General features: G+C 65.8%; 12 protein-coding genes. 3 read left to right on the top strand and 9 right to left on the bottom strand.

Annotated features, from left to right (window positions below; genetic code table 11):
• Window positions 1–39 precede the first annotated feature (39 nt).
• The 3 genes from DXT74_RS05390 to invF are packed head-to-tail and all read right to left on the bottom strand — an operon-like array spanning window position 40 to window position 3,678.
• Complete coding sequence (locus DXT74_RS05390) at window positions 40–1,173, bottom strand: YopN/LcrE/InvE/MxiC type III secretion system gatekeeper (protein WP_279625748.1); 1,134 nt, start codon at window positions 1,171–1,173, stop codon at window positions 40–42.
• Window positions 1,163–2,902, bottom strand: a complete 1,740-nt coding sequence (gene sctC / locus DXT74_RS05385) for a type III secretion system outer membrane ring subunit SctC (RefSeq protein WP_194427472.1) — start codon at window positions 2,900–2,902, stop codon at window positions 1,163–1,165. Before sctC ends, DXT74_RS05390 begins: the two co-directional genes overlap by 11 nt.
• Window positions 2,899–3,678: an AraC family transcriptional regulator InvF gene (gene invF, locus DXT74_RS05380; RefSeq protein WP_081862728.1), complete on the bottom strand. Its 780-nt coding sequence runs from the start codon at window positions 3,676–3,678 to the stop codon at window positions 2,899–2,901. The genes sctC and invF overlap by 4 nt, the downstream gene beginning before the upstream one ends.
• 403 nt (window positions 3,679–4,081) lie before the next feature.
• Here invF and DXT74_RS05375 point away from each other — a divergent pair, with 403 nt between their 5' ends.
• From DXT74_RS05375 to DXT74_RS05365, 3 genes are all read left to right on the top strand, one after another.
• Window positions 4,082–6,532 (top strand): hypothetical protein, encoded by a 2,451-nt coding sequence (locus tag DXT74_RS05375; protein WP_196783829.1) that lies wholly within the window; start codon window positions 4,082–4,084, stop codon window positions 6,530–6,532.
• 10 nt (window positions 6,533–6,542) lie between these two features.
• Window positions 6,543–8,417 (top strand): GMC family oxidoreductase, encoded by a 1,875-nt coding sequence (locus DXT74_RS05370; RefSeq protein ID WP_194427471.1) that lies wholly within the window; start codon window positions 6,543–6,545, stop codon window positions 8,415–8,417.
• Between the two features lie 413 nt (window positions 8,418–8,830).
• Window positions 8,831–11,467 (top strand): hypothetical protein, encoded by a 2,637-nt coding sequence (locus DXT74_RS05365; protein ID WP_194427470.1) that lies wholly within the window; start codon window positions 8,831–8,833, stop codon window positions 11,465–11,467.
• A 59-nt stretch (window positions 11,468–11,526) separates the two neighbouring features.
• On the opposite strand, the gene DXT74_RS05360 is transcribed toward DXT74_RS05365, so the two are convergent.
• From DXT74_RS05360 to DXT74_RS05335, 6 genes are all read right to left on the bottom strand, one after another.
• Window positions 11,527–11,859 carry a hypothetical protein gene (locus DXT74_RS05360; protein ID WP_194427469.1) on the bottom strand — a complete coding sequence of 111 codons (333 nt, stop codon included), beginning with the start codon at window positions 11,857–11,859 and terminating at the stop codon, window positions 11,527–11,529.
• Window positions 11,860–11,934: 75 nt separating this feature from the next.
• Window positions 11,935–12,315, bottom strand: coding sequence for a hypothetical protein (locus DXT74_RS05355; protein ID WP_194427468.1), 381 nt, complete (start codon window positions 12,313–12,315; stop codon window positions 11,935–11,937).
• 360 nt (window positions 12,316–12,675) lie between these two features.
• Window positions 12,676–14,205 carry a hypothetical protein gene (locus DXT74_RS05350; protein WP_194427467.1) on the bottom strand — a complete coding sequence of 510 codons (1,530 nt, stop codon included), beginning with the start codon at window positions 14,203–14,205 and terminating at the stop codon, window positions 12,676–12,678.
• Between the two features lie 317 nt (window positions 14,206–14,522).
• Window positions 14,523–15,362 carry a hypothetical protein gene (locus DXT74_RS05345; protein ID WP_194427466.1) on the bottom strand — a complete coding sequence of 280 codons (840 nt, stop codon included), beginning with the start codon at window positions 15,360–15,362 and terminating at the stop codon, window positions 14,523–14,525.
• A 34-nt stretch (window positions 15,363–15,396) separates the two neighbouring features.
• A complete protein-coding gene (locus DXT74_RS05340; protein ID WP_194427465.1) occupies window positions 15,397–18,000 on the bottom strand; it encodes a hypothetical protein in 2,604 nt (867 codons plus the stop codon).
• A gap of 57 nt (window positions 18,001–18,057) precedes the next feature.
• Entirely contained in the window at window positions 18,058–18,459 is a 402-nt protein-coding gene (locus DXT74_RS05335; protein ID WP_194427464.1) for a hypothetical protein, read from the bottom strand.
• Window positions 18,460–19,001 lie beyond the last annotated feature (542 nt).

The raw sequence follows: 19,001 nt of genomic DNA, 5'->3' as shown, positions 1-19,001 counted from the left end.
GACGGGACGTATCTCCCCGCCTTGCCTGGCGGCTCTCGTTTACTCCGCGCCGCCGCCCTCGGCCTCGCGCCGGCGCTCGGCCAGTTCGTGGCGGTAAGCGATGGCCGCCAGATGGCGGAACTCCTCCTGCAAGGCGTCCAGCCAGCGTTCGTCGACGAACAGCTGCGGCGGCAGCGCCTTGCAAGCCTGGTACAGCGCCTGCAACAAGGTGGAATGCTCGCTGTGGCGGCTGAGCAAGGCGGTGTCGCCCACCGTCTCCGCCAGCAAGCCGTCCAGTTGCTGCGGCTGTTGCAGCAGCGACAGCAGAAACAACAACCAGTCCGCCTCGCTGGGGTTGAAGGCGCACACCTGCGGATTGCTCAACATGCGGCCGACGAAGAGCGCGTCGGCCGAACGCAGCAGCTTGAGCTGGCTCAGCCGGCCCAGGAGATTGCCGAACTCCAGCCGCGAACAGCTGGCGTCCAGCGAATCGATGTCGGCCAGCAACGCGCCTTCGATGAAGTCCAACACCACCGCTCTGCGTTGGTAGCCGTAGCTGCCCACCCAGTCGGCGTAAATCTCCACTTCCGCCGCCTCGCTCTCCAGAAACTGGCGGTAGCTGGCGCGCAGCAGGCCGGGGCTCAGCGACAGCGCCTTGCCAAACAGCCTCGCCTTCAGCGCGCAATTGATGCCGGCCTTCAAAGGCTTGGCCTCGGCCTGGTCCTCCACCTGCTTGAGCAGGGCCTGCAGGCGCTTGCGCACCACCTCGTCCAGCTGACGGCGGCGCAACAGTTCGCGCAGCACCAGCACCAGATCGCTGTCGTCCGGGAACAAGGAACGCGCTTGGCGCAGCAACTCCTCGGCGCTGACCCCGTGGGACTTGGCCACGTTCACGATCTGCTGCGCCTTGGGCTGGGCCTCCTCGTCCAGCACCCGTTCGAAGCTGTCGGCCAGATGGCCCAGCTTCTTGTCGTAATCGCGGCGGTTGCGGAACTGGGTCAGCGCCGCGGACATTTCATCGGTGGATTGGACAAAGCGCTGCACCTCGGCCGCCGGGCTGGCGTCCTCCACTTGCTGCGCGTCCGCCTGCCGGGCCTCGCCCTGACGCTGGGCGTCGCGCTGAGCGTCCAGCTTGGCCTGGTGCTTGGGCGAGCGGACGCCAAAGACCGGTGGCGGACGGCCGCTAATGTCCACGCGTAGCGCCCTTGGCCGCGCCCTCGGCGCGTTGCTCGCGGTCCAGGTAGTCCCGCACCCATTGCTGCAGCGGATCGCTGGCGATGCCGCCCTCCTTGGCCACCGCCGCCGATAGATCGCTGGCGTCCGGCGTCAACGGGTCGTCGATCTCGCGCGGCTGGATCAGGAACACGCGCACGGTATTGCTCTGGTTCTGGCTGCGGTAGCGGAACAGGCCGCCCACCAAGGGCAGGCTCCCCAAGAACGGCACCTTGTTGTTCTGTTCGATATTGGCGTCGCGGGTGTAGCCGCCTATCAACAGGCTCTTGCCCTGCGGCACTCGCGCCACGGTGCTGATGCGGGTGCGGCCCACCTCGGGCAAGGCATCCTGCGGGTCCCTGTCGTAATCAGGCGTCTTGGCCTCGCGGCCGTCCTCGATGTTCAGCGACATCTCGATCTGGCCGTCGGCGGAGAAACGCGGCAGCACGCTGACCAGGGTGCCGTAGGTCACGTGTTGCAGGCTGGCGTTGCGCTCGCCCACCAGCTTGGCGTAGAAGGTGCGGTTATTGTCGAAGATGGCCGGCACGTTTTCCTGGGTCAGCACCACCGGGCGCGACACCACATTGGCCTTGTTCTTCTGCGACAGCGCCATCACCGAGGCGATGAAGCGGGTGCCGTCCAGGGTGCTGATCGAGCTGCTGGGGTTCAGCGCCACGCCCAGCTTGTTGCCCACGGTGACGCTGCCGCTCCAGTTGACGCCCAACTGGTCCAGATCGCCCTTGTCCAGATCTATGATCCACAGCGACAGCTCGACGTGGCGCTTGGCCACGTCCAGCGCCAGCGCCAGGTTTTCGATGAAGCGCACCTGTTCGGCGGTGCCCTTGATCAGCAGGCTGTTGGTGTCCGGATAGGCGATCACCTTGATGTCGCCGGCCGCCGCGTCCTGCTTCAGCGCGTCCGGCAGGCTGAGGCCGGCCTGGTAGGCCGGCGCCTTCAGCTCGCCGCTGGCGGGAAAGTCCGGCATCGCCGGGATGTCGCTGCCCCGCGCCGGCGGCCGTACCGGATTCACACCGGGGGTCTGCAAGGGCTTGTCTTCGCCCTGCAGCAGCTTTTCAATCACCGTGGCCATGCCGGGGATGACGATTTTCTGATCGCGCAACTCATAGCTGCGGTCGCTGACGAAGGTGTTGTTGAGCCGCACCACGCCAATCTTTTGCCGGCCCAGTTCGATACCGTCGCTCTGCTTGTCCATGAAGCCGGCGGCGTTGACCACCAGATCCACGAAAACCGGCGGCCCGGACACATAGAAAGTGCCGCTGCGACTATCGCCGCGCAGCGGATAGCGTTTGTCGTAGAGGCCGGACTTGCGCAGGAAGTCGTTGAAGGCGGAGAGCGACACATTGCGCAGCGACACCACCGCATTGCGGGTTTCGCTGGCGTCGTAGACATAGATGGCCTGGCCGTCGTGATACCAGATCAGGCCCAACTGCTGGGTCATCTTGTCCAGCAACGCCTGCGGGTTGGCCAAGTCGAAATCGCCGCTGATCTGCTTGCGCGCCGCCTGCTTGCTGACGATCACCGGCTTTTTCAGCCGCGAGGAAATCGCGTCGAAGAAAGAACGCAGGCCCTCCTTCTTGGCAACGTAGCCGGCGGAGTCGGCGGCGCGCGCCGGTTCCGGCGCGGCGGCGGCCGGCACGGACGCGAGCAGCGCCGCGGCCAGCAGCGCGGCGGATAAAAAGCTTCGATTCATTTGGTGGCCAGTTGAATGATGTTGGACAGACCGCGAGGCGAAACGCCGATCAGCCCCTTGATTTCATTGGAAAAATGCGACGACGAGGCGTAGCCGTGCTTGAGCGCCACCTGGGTCAGGTTTTCCCGTCCCTCCGCCACGTCCAGCAGCGAACGGGCCATGCGCCAGTCTCGCAGCTCGGTCTTGGCCGCGTTGCCCAGCGCATGGCGGCACAAGCGGCGGAAGTGGGAGTAAGACACGCCGTAGCGCTCGCCCAGCGCCTGCAACTTGTCGCCGCAGGCGGACTGGGCCAGCAGGAAACGCACCAGCCAGTAGCTCTCGCTGCGGCGCAGCAGCGCCAGCAGCGCGGCGAAGGCCGGCGACGGCGTCAACACTTGCAGCAAGAACCAGTACTCGCAACGCTTGCGGTCCTGCCAGGCCGCCAGATCGACCAGCGGCAATTGCGCGCAGCGCGCTTCGCTTGCAGGCGCGTCCGCGTCTCGCGCCTCGTCGGCCTTGGCTTCGTCGACGAAGGCCAGCAGCTTGCTGAACGCCTCCAGCCGGACAGGCTGAAACGGCAGCGCGCCGGCAACCACGCTCACTTCCACGCGGTCCAGCAACAGCAGGCCCTGCCAATCCGCCGCCAGGGTCAGCGCTTCCGCGCCGTCTTCCCAGCTCAATTCCAACCGCGCCTCTTCCCGGCGCGGCGGCAGCAACCAGACGTCCTGGGCCGGCGCGCAGCGCTTGGCGGCGGCCTCCAAAGTCTCCAGCGGGTGCAACACATCGTTATCGGTCATCGGTCAAACGCCCTGCCGGGCTCGTGCTTGGACCGGGAAAGTGTCCCCCAGCCCCGCGGGCGAATCCTGATGCAAATCTGATGGGAGCCGGAGTTTTCGCTCGGGCGCCCGCCAGACACAAAGAACAGGCCCGCAGCTGCGGCGCCCGCGCGACAGAAGCCGCTACGAGCACGCTCATGCCTCCCCCGCGGCTTTAATCAGCGTCGCGATTATCCTTTTCCCCGCCGCGGGCAACTTTCAACTATCGATCATGCCGGCCGCTTTTCGCCATCAGTAATAACGCTCAGCAAAGCTACGCAGGCGCCGCCGCGGCGACAGCCGTGCTATAGGCAGAGATAGGCTCTCAAATGCCAAATGAATTCTTAAAATCAAAAACACCGCGATGCCCACTGGAGAAAATGCGATGGCTAGGATGAACCTCACCTTGCGCCGGGGAGCGGCGCTGCTATTGCTGTTGAGCCTGGCCGGCTGCCGGGACGATCAGCCCAAACCCGGCACCGTGCAGGACGAGGCAAAGCTGGCTCAGCGCACAGTGGAATCCTTCCCCGCCGCCGACGAGGACTACTTCAAGGACATGGACGGCGCGGTGGCCTTGAACCCCGCCGAGATCAAGGGGCGCAACACCTGGCTGGTGTGGACCGGGGGCAACGACAGGCTGTGGGACAAACTGTCCACCGTCAGCGTCGGCAACCTGGACTTGCTCAAGACCCTGTCCTCCCATCCCAGCCTCAAGTTCAGCCGCGACAACCGCTGGAACTACCTGGGCCTGGTCAACGAACCCTGTTTCGACAAGGCAGGCGGCCCGGACGATAAACGCTTCGGCCTGTGGCTGGACCAGCGCCGCGCCGATTGCCCTAAAGACCCGTTCGAGAACGAGCAAAAATATCCGGGCGTGGCCATAGGCGCTCGCGGCAAGAACCTGCCCGCCGGCTCCTTCTACGGCTACGCCACCGGCGTGGTGGGCCTGCGCCTGTTCCCCAACCCCGCTTTCGACGACGCCGCGGCCAAGAAATGGGACGCCAAGCGCTATTACGAAGACCCGGCGTATTACAACAACAAAGACCTGATCCGCCCCTACCGCGTGGGCATGTCCTGTGCGTTCTGCCACGTCGGCCCCAACCCGGTGAAACCGCCGGCGGACCCGGAACATCCTAAGTGGGAAAACCTCAGCTCCAACGTAGGCGCTCAGTACTTCTGGGTGGACCGCATCTTCTCCTGGCAGGCGGACCCCAGCAGCTTCCCCTTCCAGCTATTCCACACCTCGCGCCCCGGCGCGCTGGACACCTCGCTGATCTCCACCGACTCGATCAACAACCCCCGCACCATGAACGCGGTATACGGCCTGGGGCCGCGGCTGGACATCGCCAAGCGCTGGGGCAAGGAAACCCTGGCCGGCGGCGAACTTAACAACAAGCAGTTCAACGACTTCGTCAAAGACGGCCCGTTGACTCAGTTCTTCCAGCCGCCCAAAACCGTGTGGACGCCGCGAGTGCTGAAGGACGGCTCGGATTCGGTGGGCGCGCTGGGCGCGCTGAACCGCGTCTATCTGAATATCGGCTTGTTCAGCGAAGAATGGCTGCTCCACTTCAACCCCTTGGTGGGCGGCAAAACCATCACCCCGATCCAGATCGCCGACGCGCGCAAGAACTCGGTGTACTGGCAGTCCACCGAACAGCAGACAGTGAACATGGCGCTGTTCTTCCTGAAGAGCACGGACCCGCACAAGCTGAAGGACGCACCCGGCGGCGAGCAATACCTGAGCCGCGACGCCGCTCAGCTCAGCCGCGGCAAAACGGTGTTCGCGGAAAACTGCGCGCGCTGCCACTCCAGCAAGCTGCCGCCCAAAGTCCCGCCGCTGGACCCCACCGCCGGCTGCGCCGGCCCGGGCTACCTGGCCTGCTTCAACAAATACTGGGAATGGACCAAGACCGAGGACTTCAAATCGCAGATGCGCCAGATCGTCCAGGCCGACGACTTCCTGAAAGACAACTACCTGTCCACCGAACTGCGCGTGCCGGTAACCCTGTTGCAGACCAACGCCTGCAGCCCGCTGGCCACCAACGCGCTCAAGGGCAATATCTGGGACAACTTCTCGTCCAAAACCTATAAGGACCTGCCCTCGGTCGGCGAAATCACCGTCCACAACCCCTTCACCGGCGCGCCCTGGCAGTACAAGATGCCGGCCGGCGGCCGCGGCTATACCCGCCCGGCTTCCTTGATCAGCGTCTGGTCCACCGCGCCCTTCCTGCTCAACAACAGCCTGGGCAAATTCAACCCCAGCCCGTCGGTGGCGGCGCGCATGGACTCCTTCAACGACTCCATCCAGAAACTGCTGTGGCCGGAAAAACGCGAGAAGGACAAGATGCTGGGCGACAAGGTGCCCGGCGTGATCGACCGCACCACCGCCCGCAGCTATCTGCGCGTGCCCGTCGGCTACTTGCCGGATGCGCTGCAAGAACTGCAAGGCCCGCTGCAACGCTATCTGCCCTGGTTGTTCGGCAAGGACGGCGTGGAGCTGGGGCCCATCCCGGCCGGCACCCCGGTCAACCTGATCGCCAATCTGCAAGTGACGCTGGACAATCCCTCGCTGGGCGAACGGCTCAAGCACGATAAAAAATTGCTGGAGCTGCTGCTGAAGATCAAGCACGACCTCAAGGCTTTGCCGCCGGGCGCCAGCGACGAAGAAGCGCGCAAGGTGTTCGCCAACCTGGCGCAGCCGATGCTGGAACTGAGCACCTGCCCGGACTTCGTGGTCAACCGCGGTCATTACTTCGGCACCGGCTACCAGACTCAGGAGCCCGGCCTCAGCGACAGCGACAAATACGCGCTGATCGAATTCCTGAAAACCTTCTAAAGCGCGCGCCATGGACGAATACGAATACATCGTGGTGGGTTCCGGCGCCGGCGGCGGCACACTGGCGGCGCGGCTGGCCGAAGCCGGGCATCGGGTCTTACTGCTGGAGGCCGGCGGCGACCCGCGCGCGCTCAAGGGCGGCGACGCCTGGCAGCCCCAGGCGGAACGGCTGCCCGACGATTACGACGTGCCGGTGTTCCACGCGCTGGCTTCGGAAAACGAGGCGATGAAGCTGGACTACTTCGTCCGCCACTACGCCAACGACGCCCAGCAAAAGCGCGACCCCAAATACCGCGCGGAATGGAACGGCCAAAAAGTGGACGGCGTGCTCTACCCGCGCGCCGGCGCGCTGGGCGGCTGCACCGCCCACAACGCCATGATCACCGTCTATCCGCACAACGCGGACTGGGACGGCATCGCCCAACTCACCGGCGACGACAGCTGGCGCGCGGACCACATGCGCGGCTATTTCGAACGGCTGGAAAACTGCCACCACCGCCCGCTGTACCGCTGGCTGGGCCTGCTCGGCGTCAATCCCACCCGCCACGGCTGGCGCGGCTGGCTGCAAACCGAGAAGGCGATTCCGGAATCCGCGCTGGGCGACGCCGGCCTGGTGGACACCTTGTTGGTGTCGGTGGACAAGGTCTTCGACGAAGTGGACGTGCCGCACCGCAGCTGGCGCTGGCTGCTGCAAGGCCAAGCCGATCCCAACGACTGGCGGCTGGTGCGCGACAACGCCGTCGGCGTCTGCTACCCGCCGCTGGCCACCCGCAACCATCAGCGCAACGGCAGCCGAGAACGGGTGCTGGACGCGGCGGCGCGCCACCCGGACCGGCTGCGCGTAGAACTGGACGCGCTGGCCACCCGGGTGTTGTTCGACGAGAACCTGCGCGCGGTGGGCGTGGAATACCTGAAAGGCGCCGGCCTTTACCGCGCCAGCGGCCGGGTCAGCAACGCCCCCGGCGAACGCCGCGAGGCGCGCTGCAGCCGCGAAGTGATCCTGGCCGGCGGCGCCTTCAACAGCCCGCAACTGCTGATGCTGTCCGGCATCGGCCCGGCCGCCCACTTGCAAGAGCGCGGCATCACGCCGAGGGTGGATCTGCCCGGCGTCGGCCAGAATCTGCAGGACCGCTACGAAGTGGGCGTGGTCAACCGGATGAACTTCAAGCATTGGGAAGTCCTGAAAGGCGCGGAGTTCGCCCCAGGCGACCCGCAATACAAGCAATGGGCGGAAGGCCGCAAAGGCGTCTACACCACCAATGGCGCGGTGCTGGCGGTAATCCGCCGTTCGGCGCAAGAGCGGCCGCTGCCGGACTTGTTCTGCTTCGCGCTGCTGGGCCTGTTCAAAGGCTATTTCCCCGGCTACTCCCGCTTGTTTCCCGAACACCTGAACTACCTGACCTGGGCCATTCTCAAGGCGCATACCAATAACCGCGCCGGCACGGTGACGCTGCGATCCGCCGACCCGCGCGACCCGCCGGACATCAACTTCCACTACTTCGAAGAAGGCAGCCCCGGCGGCGATCAGGATTTGGACTCAGTGGTGGAAGGCATCAAGTTCGTGCGCAGCCTCACCGCCGACTTGAAAAAACAAAACCTGATCGCGGAAGAGGAACTGCCCGGAGAGGCCGTGCAAAGCGACGATGAACTGCGTCAATTCGTCCGCGACAACGCCTGGGGCCACCATGCCTCCTGCAGCTGCGCCATCGGCGCGCGCGAAGCCGGCGGCGTGCTGGACAGCCGCTTCCGGGTTCACGGCGTCAGCGGCCTGCGCGTGGTGGACGCCTCGGTGTTTCCGCGCATCCCCGGCTTCTTCATCGTCTCCGCGGTGTACATGATCGCGGAGAAGGCGGCGGAGGTGATTCTGGAGGACGCCAGGCGTTGAGGGAGGGCGAGTCACGGTTTTAGCTAGCAATGTGAAGCCACTAGAAAAACGCCAAAAACACTACATATCCGACGCGCCCCGGGTCCCTTCAAGCCTGCCGCCGGGTGGCAGGCCCGAGGTCTTAAGCGGCTGCCTGTTTGAGCGATTTGACGCTAGCAAATCGCGAGTTCAGCCGCGCCTCGGGCCTGACGGGACCCGGCGGGAAGCCGCAGGCCAGGCTTGCAGGGTGGCCTTTAGGAGTGGAGAGGATATTTGGCCAAACAAATATCCTTTCCCTGCCCGCCGGGCAGCCCCGGCAATCAAAATCATCATCCGCGCAGCGGATTCAGGGCCATGAATATCATCAGCCGCCTCGACGAAATGGTTGCCAGTCCAACACCTGCCGACAAAGCCGGACCAACGGAAAGAACCCGATGAGCACCCCGACCCAGTCCTTCTCCCAAGTCAACGCCGACGAACGCGCCGGCCTCGCCGCCGCGCGGGCGGACGAAGGCGTGGACCGTCCGGGCGGCGATGAAGCGCCGCAAGCCGGCCTCGCCTTCTCCGGCGGCGGCATCCGCAGCGCCACCTTCAACCTGGGCGTGCTGCAAGCGCTGGCGAGCAGCCGCTGGTTGCGCGAGTTCGACTATCTGTCCACCGTCTCCGGCGGCGGCTACCTGGGCGGCTGGCTGTCCGCGCTCAAACACCGCGCCGGCAACGCCGGCATGGAACAAACGCTGCGCGACCATCAAGGCCGCCAGCCGGCCATTCAGTTCCTGCGCGACTACAGCAACTACCTGACCCCCAAAACCGGCTTGTTCAGCCTGGACACCCTGTCCGCCGTCATCACCTACTGGCGCAACTTCATCCTCAACCAGGTTGTGCTGCAAAGCCTGCTGCTGGCGCTGCTGCTGGGCCCCCACTTCCTGGTGGGCTTGGCGCGCAACATCGCCTCCACCCCTTACGCGGGCCCCGCCGCGCTGACCGTGGCCGCCGCCGCCGCCGTGCTGTCCGCCTTGTTGGCGCGCGCCACCACCCGCGACGGCAAGGACGCCGCCCCGCCCGGCGCCGCCAGCGCCAGCGTCGCTCTATTGCTGCTGTTCTGTTACGCAATGGCGGTGTTCACGCTCAACCGCCTGGACAGCCGGGACGACTTCTGGCACCAGTTGCCGCTGTGGCGAGTGGCGCTGGGGTCCAGTCTGGCTTACGCCGGCTACTGGGCCCTGCTGGCGCGCGGCTTCAGCCAGCTGCGCGGCAATGGCTACCTGCGCAGCGTGCTGTGGGCGCTGCTGGCCGGCCTGGCCGGCGGCGGCAAGCTGTGGCTGGCGTTGCAAGCGCTGGATTACGGCCTGGGCATCCGCGCGCCGCTGGCCCAAGCCTGGTATTTGGTGGGCGGCGTTTTTCTCGTGCTGCCGCCGGTGTTCGCCCTGACCGCCGCGCTGCACATCGGCCTGGTCAAGCGCAGCTTCTCCGACCTGCAACGCGAATGGTGGTCCCGTCTGGGCGGCCTGCTGCTGGCGCTGGACCTGGCGCTGGCGCTGCTGTTCGTCGTGGTGGCGCTGTCCCTGCCGCTGCTGGCGGTGAGCGCCGACTGGCTGCGCGCGCTAACGCTGCCGGCCTGGCTGCTGACCACGCTGGCGGCGGTGTGGCAAGGCCAGTCCGCGCGCACCGGCGGCATGCAAAACGCCGGCTGGCGCGACCTGCTCGCCCGCATCGGGCCTTATGTCTTCATCGCCGGCCTGTTGATCCTGCTCAGCGCCGGCCTCAGCTGGCTGCTGACCGCGCTGGAGGTGCGCGCCGGCGGCTGGCAATTGCGCCAACAGCTGTGCGGCTTCCGCCACTGCGACCTCAGCGACTGGACCACGCTGCACTTCGCCGCATCGGAACAGCAGGGCCTGGGCGGCGGGCTCTACGCGGCGCTGATCCTGGCCTGTCTGGGACTGGCGGTGTTCGCGTCCTCCCGTTTCGACATCAATCTGTTCTCCCTGCACAACTTCTACCGCAACCGGCTTACCCGCGGCTACCTGGGCGCCAGCGCGCCGCAACGGACGGACACGGTCAACCGCTTCACCGGCTTCAACGCCGGCGACGATCTGCCGCTGGCCGAACTGGCCGGCCGGGACGGCGCCCCGCCGCAACGGCCCTACCACCTGATCAACACCGCCCTCAATCTGGTGGCCGGCGACGACCTGGCCTGGCAGCAGCGCAAGGCCGCCTCCTTCACCTTCACCCCTCGGCACTGCGGCTACAAGTTTCCGGACGGCGCGCCGGAAGCCATCGACGCCTTCGCGCCCACCAACGCCTATATGCTGGACGATGTCTCCGGCATGGACCGGGGGCCGATGCTGGGTTCGCTGATGGCGGTGTCCGGCGCGGCGGTCAGCCCCAACCAGGGCTATCACAGCTCGCCGGCGGTAACCTTCCTGCTGACGGTGTTCAATGTGCGGCTGGGGCGCTGGTGCCCCAATCCCGGCAAACCCGGCGCGGACCTGCAAGCGATGTCCCCGCCGCAGGGCTGGGTCTACCTGCTCAAGGAATTGCTGGGCCAGACCAATGCCCGTTCGGACTTCGTCTACCTCAGCGACGGCGGCCATTTCGAAAACCTGGGGCTGTATGAATTGCTGCGGCGGGAATGCAGGCTGATCGTGATTAGCGACGCCGGTCAGGACGAGCAAATGACTTTCGAAGACCTGGGCAACGCCATCCGCAAATGCCGGATAGACCTGGGCGCGGAAATCCACATCGACGTGGACGCCATCCGCCGCGACCCGGCCACCGGCCTCAGCCGGGCCGCCTTCGCCGTCGGCTACATCCGCTACGCCTCCGGCGCCAACGGCCACCTGCTTTATCTGAAACCCTGTATTCAGGGTCATGGCCTGGAGCCGGTGGACGTGCAGCAATACCGAGCGGAACATCCGGCTTTCCCGCACCAATCCACGCTCAATCAGTGGTTCGACGAGTCCCAGTTCGAAAGCTACCGCAAACTGGGGCTGTGCATCGGCGAGCAGGCGGTACGCGAGCTGGACCGCAACGGCGCGGGCTGGCTGGCCGCGGACGGCGGCGGCGCGTAAACGGAAGCAGGCTGGCCCTTCTCGGCACACGGAACGGCCGCGCGTTGGGCGGTGACAGCCTACGGCTCCGCCCACATGGCGCGTTGCCGTTGAATCGCCAAAGGCTCCGGCGGCGGCGCGCCCACCAGCGCCTGACGGGCAGTGACCATATTGTTGGACCCCGCCAGGCGATAACACTGCCGCACACAGGTATCGCGGTTGGTCCACTTCCCGGACGCCCACATCTCCAATAAAGCGGCGCGCGCAGGCTCGTGCTCGCCACGCCATTTGCGCCAAAGGTGGAAAGCCGCCAACGCCTGCTTGATTTCCTGATGGATGTCTTCGGTATTGGCCGGATGGATTGGGTTGTTCTCCGCCAGAGAAATCACCCCCAGCCGCATCTCAATAAGCAATGATCAAACGGGCGGCGCGCTTGAGAGCCTGATTGTGCTGGATCAGCAGTTTCATCATGGCAATGCTCCCCGGAATCACAGCAGGTGGTTGAAGTGATCCAAGCCTTGTTTCAAGCGCTGCTGTATCGGCTCCAGCAGGGCCAAGGCTTCTTCGCTGCTGAACAGCAGCGGCTCGTCGCGTCGTTCCAGCAAAGTCAGCAAGGCCAACAGCCCAGTGTGGGCGGCGCGCATATCCATCATCCCGCGCAGCAAGGCGGAGTCCAGTTCGACATAGCACTGGTTGATTTGCTGGCCCAATTCGTCCAGCAGCGCCACATCGCCGGCGGCGGCGGGCAAGCGCTGGGAACAGTGGTGCAGCTGCTCCATCACCGGCACAGCGGCGGGTGCGAGAGTTTGGCCTGCGCAGTGAGGACAGGCGGGCGGCGGCATGGCGGGGGGAAAAGTAGAGAAGGTCATCACGGTCTCCATGTCATCTTTGGAAACCTGCCCAGGCGAGGCTGGGGCAGGCACATGACAAGGTTGCAGGACCGGCTAACTCTACCAAAAACCGGTAGCCCGAAGGCTCCCTGCCACGGCCCGCCCCGAATGGGTACGGCGTGGCAGCAGACGTAACGGTGCCAAAGCGGACCGTTGTATCTGCGGGAGAGTTAAATGATGGGCCTGCAAACCCTGCACGGTGTGATTGAGCACGGCGCGGGACCAAGCCTAAACAGGCTGGCGGAGGGCGTCAAGAACGCTGGACGGGGTTGCCCCCGCCCGCGGCACGAAAAAGCCACGGCGGGGAGGCCGCGGCCTTTCGGTGGCAGAAGTCGCCGCTCAGGCACGCCACTGCTCGATCTGCGCCGGCGTACCGTGGAACTCCACATCATGCGCGCGCGGGCTCAGATCCAAGTCGGGATGCTGGCTCAGCAGCGGCGCCAGCGTATCCGCATGCGCGCTCAGGAAACGCGCCATCTGCTCGCTGCCCTCGGGGCAATGCGTTTCCGCCGTCGCCTGCATGCGCTGATACAGTTCAGGCTGATTCACCTCGGCTAGATTGGTCGGCACATAGGGGCGGTTGGCGGCGGCGGCCTCGGCGATGGGGAAGGTTTCAGCAAAGGTGTGATAGCCACCAAAATTCATGAAGGCGGCGATCCCCAGGCCAGCCGCCAACGCCAGCTCAGGCTTGCCGTAAATCCGTTCCTCGCCCAGCGTATTGAGCGCCAGCAAAATATCGCAGGTACCACCGGATTGAGCGCCTGCGGAAGGCAGGCCTTGCGTATTGCTCTCCATCGCAAACGCGCCGAAGGGCTGCCAACGGTTGATACCGGTGCCGTGCGTCATGGCATGCTGTTCCAGCATCTTGCCGATGCCTAGCTGTGCATAAGCCTCTGGCACCGCGCCCATGTCCGCCTCCGACATGGTGAACGGGCGGCTCAGATCGGCGATAGGCGCGCCTTCGCGCGGAATCGCATTGATATTCTGGTTGCGGTCGCCCAAGGCCTGGCGCAAAGCCGCGTCGTCCGCCCCATCGACGGTGCGCTGCACCACTTGGCCAAAGCCCAGGCCATATTTGGCGGCATCCTCGTACACCCCGTTCACCGCGCGCGCGCCGCCTTCTTCCGTCGCCACCATAGGCATGCGCTCGCTGCGCGCGCGGCTCAATGGATTATCGAAACCCGGCGTACGGGTCTTGCCGGCGAATTCCTTGAAGCGGGCGGCGAAGTCATCCGCCTGCGCGGACAGGCCCGCCTCGCGCAACAAGGCGCAGCAGGCGTCGGCGTTGGCCTGTTTGTGCTGGGAGAACAGTTCCGGCTTGGCCTGGTTTTCCACCGGGTTCATCAGTTGCCACACCGTGGTGCCGAACGCGCTCAAGGTACGGATCTTGGTCAGCAGTTCGGCGTGCCCCTGCTTGCCGGAACCATCGGCGCGGCCTTGCAGCGGGGTGCTCAGCGTCTCCAGTAGCCAAGGCTGGAAGTCCTGCCCGCCATTCATCTGTCGGCCAATCTGGTCCGACTCCGCCGACAGCGGCTTGATCGCCGCTTGCAACACCGCGCCCAGCGTCTGTTCGCGACCCTGGAAATACACGGTGCGGCCAGCGGCTTCTCCCTGCCCCTCCAGCATGTGGCGCAGCAAGCCCGCCAATTGCCGTGCGTGCTGGTCGAACACATCGCCCATCTTGCCCGGCCGGTCCAGCAAGGACATGCTGGCGCCCGCTTCAAAAAACTTGCTGTTGCTGACCGCCTGCTGCTGGGCGGCCGACAAGGCCACGCCCTGCGGCCCGCTTTTGGCTGTCGCCTCCGGCTTGCCTTGGGCGTCCATGCCGAATATCGCGTTCAACGTACCGCCTGATCTGGATACAAACATGGCGAGCTTCCTTTCAAAGTTGAATTCAGCCGCCAATCTCCCACCAAGCGCCAATCCAAACTTTCAGAAAAAGACCACAGTAACAAGAAGGCCAACGACTAAGCTGAACACCGTCAAAATAAAGCGGCGCGCCGATTTGGCGCGCCGCTTGCGTGTGAGAGCCTGTTCAAAGTCTCGCGGGCAAGGACGAGGCAAGGCGAAAACGAGCGAAAAAACGGAATGGTCTAGCGGTACATGAGCATGTTGAGTTTGTACTCACCCTGCAACGCTTCACGAAGCGCAGCAGACATTGAACAAGCTCTGAGAACATTCCGTCTTCAGCGCCCGGCCTGGCGGTAAGGCGCCATCACCTCCGCCAGTTCCGCCCTGTCTTCATGCGGAGCCAGCACCGCCAGCTTGGACAGATCCATTTTGCCGTCCAGGAAGACCAGCAGCCGTTCCAGATCGTCCAGATCGCTCATATAGTGGCCGGACGACAGCACCAGCGACCGGGCCTTGCCGTCGCGCAGCTCTATCATCGCCGCCGCCCGCACCGGCTTGCCGGCGCTGGTGCTGGTGTGGTGCAAGCGCCCCAGCACCGCGTCGTGGACGAACAGCCTGTCGTTTCGGTCCAGCACCAGGATGGCGTAGCCAGGCATGCCCAGCTTGCCGTTGGATCCGGCGGTGTCGATGAGCGCGCCGTCCGGCCGCCGCCATACGCCATCGACCACTTCGGCCAAATAGGGCTTGAGCGCGGCGGCGTCGCTCAGATAGCTGACTTGCGGCGCGTCGCCCAGGCGCGCCATGCGCGGCGGCTGACCGGGCCTCGCCAGATTGATTTCCAGCTGAGGGCGGGCATCCATCCAGGCGAAGAAGTTTTCCCTGGCATTATCGCCGCTGGCCACCCATTGCCGGTGCGCCGGCTGCGCGTACTCCCGGTAGCGATGTCGCGGGTCGCGCGCTTCACGCAGTTCTTCGTCCACCAGTCCGGTTTCGCCTTCTCTGGGCATCAGGGCGGCGACGAAGCGGGCGGCGTCGCGGAAACGCTCCAAGGGGCGCGGCGCGGGTTCGCAAACACTGTCGACGCCCTTGACCGCTTGCGCCAGCCGGCTGGACGCCGCCGGCGGCGCTTCCGGGCGCGGCGGCGACGTGGCCGCGCCACTTGCCGTGATTCTCATCAGAATGTGTCCTCTTGTTCGTTATCCATGCCCGCTAGCGCGCCAGCGGCAGTTCTTCCCAACCGGCGAAACTCTGCTTGTCCGCCTGCCATAAGGGGAGTTGGCGCTCCATCATCGCGTCCAGAGCGTCCAGCGCGGCGTCCCCGGCGCGCCTGGAGTCGCTGGCCGCGAAGCGCTCCATCGTGGCGAAGAAATCCGCGCCGTCCACGCCCTGGCGCTTCAGGTAGTAGCCGGCCTCTTGCCGCACCGCGGAGTCCGGTTCGGCCAGCTTGCGGCATAGAGCTTCCAGCGCCGGCCGTTGCGCCTCTCTCATGGCCGGCCAGCGCTCGCTCTCATCCACCGCCTTCAGGTGCAAATAGTGCATCAGCGGCGCGCTCAGGCTGTTGTCGCCCCAACGCTCGCCCAGCACCGCGGTGGCGGAAGAGCCGGCGTTAAGGCCAAGTTCCAGCGACACCCCCGGCTGCAGCGGCACGCCGCCGGAGGCGGACACACCCAGGTTGCCGCTGGCGCTAACCCGGCTCAATTGGAGCCGGAAGCCGGCGGCCTCCGCCGGGAAATCCGCCTGGGTCTGGTATTGCGGCCGGTAAAAACGCAGCAGCAGGGTCAGCGCGCCGCCGCCTTGCAAGCCCACAGAACTTTGCAGGCCGGCCAGCGCAGCCGGCACTTCGGCGGCCAGGCCGTGAGGCGCAAGCTGCGCGCTCAGCGCGTCGCGCAAGGCGTCCAGCGGCCAAGAGCCGCTCAGATTGCCGGACAGGCTCAGTCTCACGTCCTTGTAATCCCCCGCTCTCACCGGGTTGTGATGCACCCGGGTGCGCTCGGTCAGCGAGGCTTCCGCTTTCAGGCCCAGCGGGCCAAGCGCGCCGCCCAGGTCCAAGGCGATGCTGCGGTCGCGGATTTGCAGGCGCAGCACGTCGTGAAAGCTGGTGCGCTTGGCCAGCGCCGCCGCGTCGTGTCGGATGGGCGGCGCGTACAAACGCGGCGCCAATTGGTCCAGGCTTTGCAACAGGCTCTCGTCGCCCTTGCCCGCCGCGGTCAGCGTCAACGCGGCGTGGGCCAGCGCCATATTGGCCAGCGTTTCCTCGCGGCTTCCCGCGCGCCAGGCGGCCTGAATCGAGCGCTCCACCGCCGCGCCGCCCTGGCGCTTGCCGATGCCGGCGTCCAGTTGCTGGGCAACGGCGCAGAAATGTTCAAATTCGGCGCGCAAACCGTCCGCCGCGTCGCGCAGCTTCTCCGGCGCCAGTTCGCGCAGCGCCGCCATGTTCTGCGCGCCGCTAAGTCCGCTTAGCGGATGATTGCGCGCGTCCGCGCCCATCAGCGCGGCGGCTTTTTGTTCAATGCCGGCCAGCCGTTGCTGGGCGATCGTCGCGTTGCGCGCCGCGCCCTGCTCCTGGCGCAGGCCTTGCCAGATCGGCGTCAGCGCGTCGGCCTGAATGTCGATGCGCTCCACCGCCGCGCCAACGCCGGCCCCGACGCCGACCGCTTCGGCGCGGGCGGAAGCGCTGCCCTTGACGCTGTCCACCTTGCTGGGCGGCAGATAGGGCACCTGCGCGCCGGGCAGGGACGCCGCGCTGTCGCGCTGCCCCAGCCAGCCCAGCAACACGCCCAGCCGTTGTTGTTGATCCGCAGCCTGCTGTTGCAGTTGCTGGTACTGACGCAATTCATTGCCGTGGCTGGGGCGGAACAGGCGGATCAGCGCCCCCACCGCGGTGCGGGCGCTGAGGCCCAAGGTGTCGCGGCGCGAGCCGTGAGCCAACTGGTCCGCCTTCAGTTTGACGAAGGCGGTGGCGCTGGCGTATTCGGTCGCCACGGTGCGTTGGCGGCGGCCTTCCACCGCGCCGGACAAGGAGGCGACGCCGACGCCGCCCTGAACCCCGGCGCGCGCGGACACCGCCCTGCCTTGGTTCTGGAACACGAAGCCTTCGTCGTCGTTGTCCATTCCGCGGCTCCAGGCCAGGCCCACACTGAGAGTGGCCTTGGCTCCGGCGCCGGCTTCTCCCAGCCCCAGGCCGACGCCGACCGCACCGCCGACGCTGCGCTCTTGGCTGGCGCCCGGCTGATCAAAGCGCTGGAATTGCGGCAGCAGCTGCGCTTCCGCCTCCGTCCGCGCCAATTGCGCCCAAGCCGCCTGGCCCAACAGGGCCAGCCGCTGGCTCAGCTCCGCCAGCGGACTGCCCGGCGTCGCCGTGCGCGCCAACGCCTCCATGTCCAGCGACAGCCGCGCGCATTCCTTGATGTCCAGCGGCGTCCGCGCATCGCCGGCCGCCAGCGTCCGCCGCAAGCTTTCCACGATGGCCACCGTCTTGGGCGTCACTGCGTGGCTGCGCGGAAGGATGTTCAGCGCCTGCACCCAGCGCGGCCAGCGCGAGCGCTCCGGCTCCGCCTGGCGATACGCTTCGCGTTTCATCGCCAGCAAGGTCTGGCCCAGATCCTCGCGCCGCAAACGCAGCTTGTCGTCGCTGAGCACCACCTGGCTGCCCCGCGCCGGCGGCGCGTCTTCCACGCTGCGTTCCGCCGCGCCCCGCGCGCCGTTGAACGCCGCGGCCAGGCCTTGTGCCGGCCGTGAGGCCGAAGATTCCGATAAACGGCGGAAGCCCTGCAACCGCACCGTACCCGCCCCGCTTGCAACTGTGTCCAACATGGATGCCTCCTCGCGCCGCATCGCGGCTCAAACGCCGGGCCGAGCCCGCGCGCCTGTCTAGTTTTCGCCGTTGCCGGCCTTCAAGTTCGCGGCCATCGCCAGCGGCGACAGCCTTTCCGACTGCAGCCGCTGCTTCAGCTCCGTCAAGCTCGGCAGCAGCTCTTGCAATTGCCCGCGCGTCTCAGCGCTGATTGTCTTGTCTGCCGCGCCTTGGGCCGCCAAATCGCAATATTTGGCACAGTCCCGAGCCAGCCCGGCTTGCACTGCCTGCCAGGCGTCGGCGTCGCAGGTTCCCGGCTTCTGTTCGACAGCCGGTGTCTGCGCCGTCATGCCGCCGCCGCTCAGCGCGGCCGCGAGCAGGCTTTGCGGCCGCGCGGACGCCACGCTTGGCTGCGGCTCGGACAGCCCCCCCAAACCGGAGGGATTGGCGATCGGCTTCGACGAAACATTAAAAGGCATTTCAAACGCTCCTGATTTGGCGGCGAGGCCAGAACGACGGTGATGAGAGGCCGCCGGCGCATGCCCGGCGACAGCGTCAAACTACCCCAACACGCCTGTCCGAACTTGCATAAATCGGCCGCGGCCCAGCCCCCGCCGCCCCCCTCGTTTTTGAGAGTTTTCCCATTTGTAGCAAGCACTCCCTCACGTAGTATTCCTACACACCCCAAATTTATGCGAAGGAAATCAAAACCCTATTTATCAACCCCATGGCATAAGAACAGGATGAACAAGACCATGTCATTCGCTGAACATTTTTTGCAAGCTGGCCCTCGTCGGCAAAAGTACCATCCACTCTCTCTGTTTTTATGACCGGATAAAGGCTTTGAGCGTCAGTTGACGACACTGGCAATTCCAGGCGATAGCGGGCGGGAAGCGGCGGATACACGTCGCGCGATGCGAATCCGCAGCCGGCCCCAAGAACCAGCGCAAATCACCCAACAGATCCACCGAACAAAAAACACGCCGACATGCAGCGATGCTACGGGGAATAGCACACAAGT

The organism is Chromobacterium sp. Rain0013, assembly GCF_015291765.1.
Classification (GTDB): domain Bacteria; phylum Pseudomonadota; class Gammaproteobacteria; order Burkholderiales; family Chromobacteriaceae; genus Chromobacterium; species Chromobacterium haemolyticum.
Note: the sequence above shows the minus strand (reverse complement) of the source record. Positions and strands in the feature narration are given on the sequence as shown.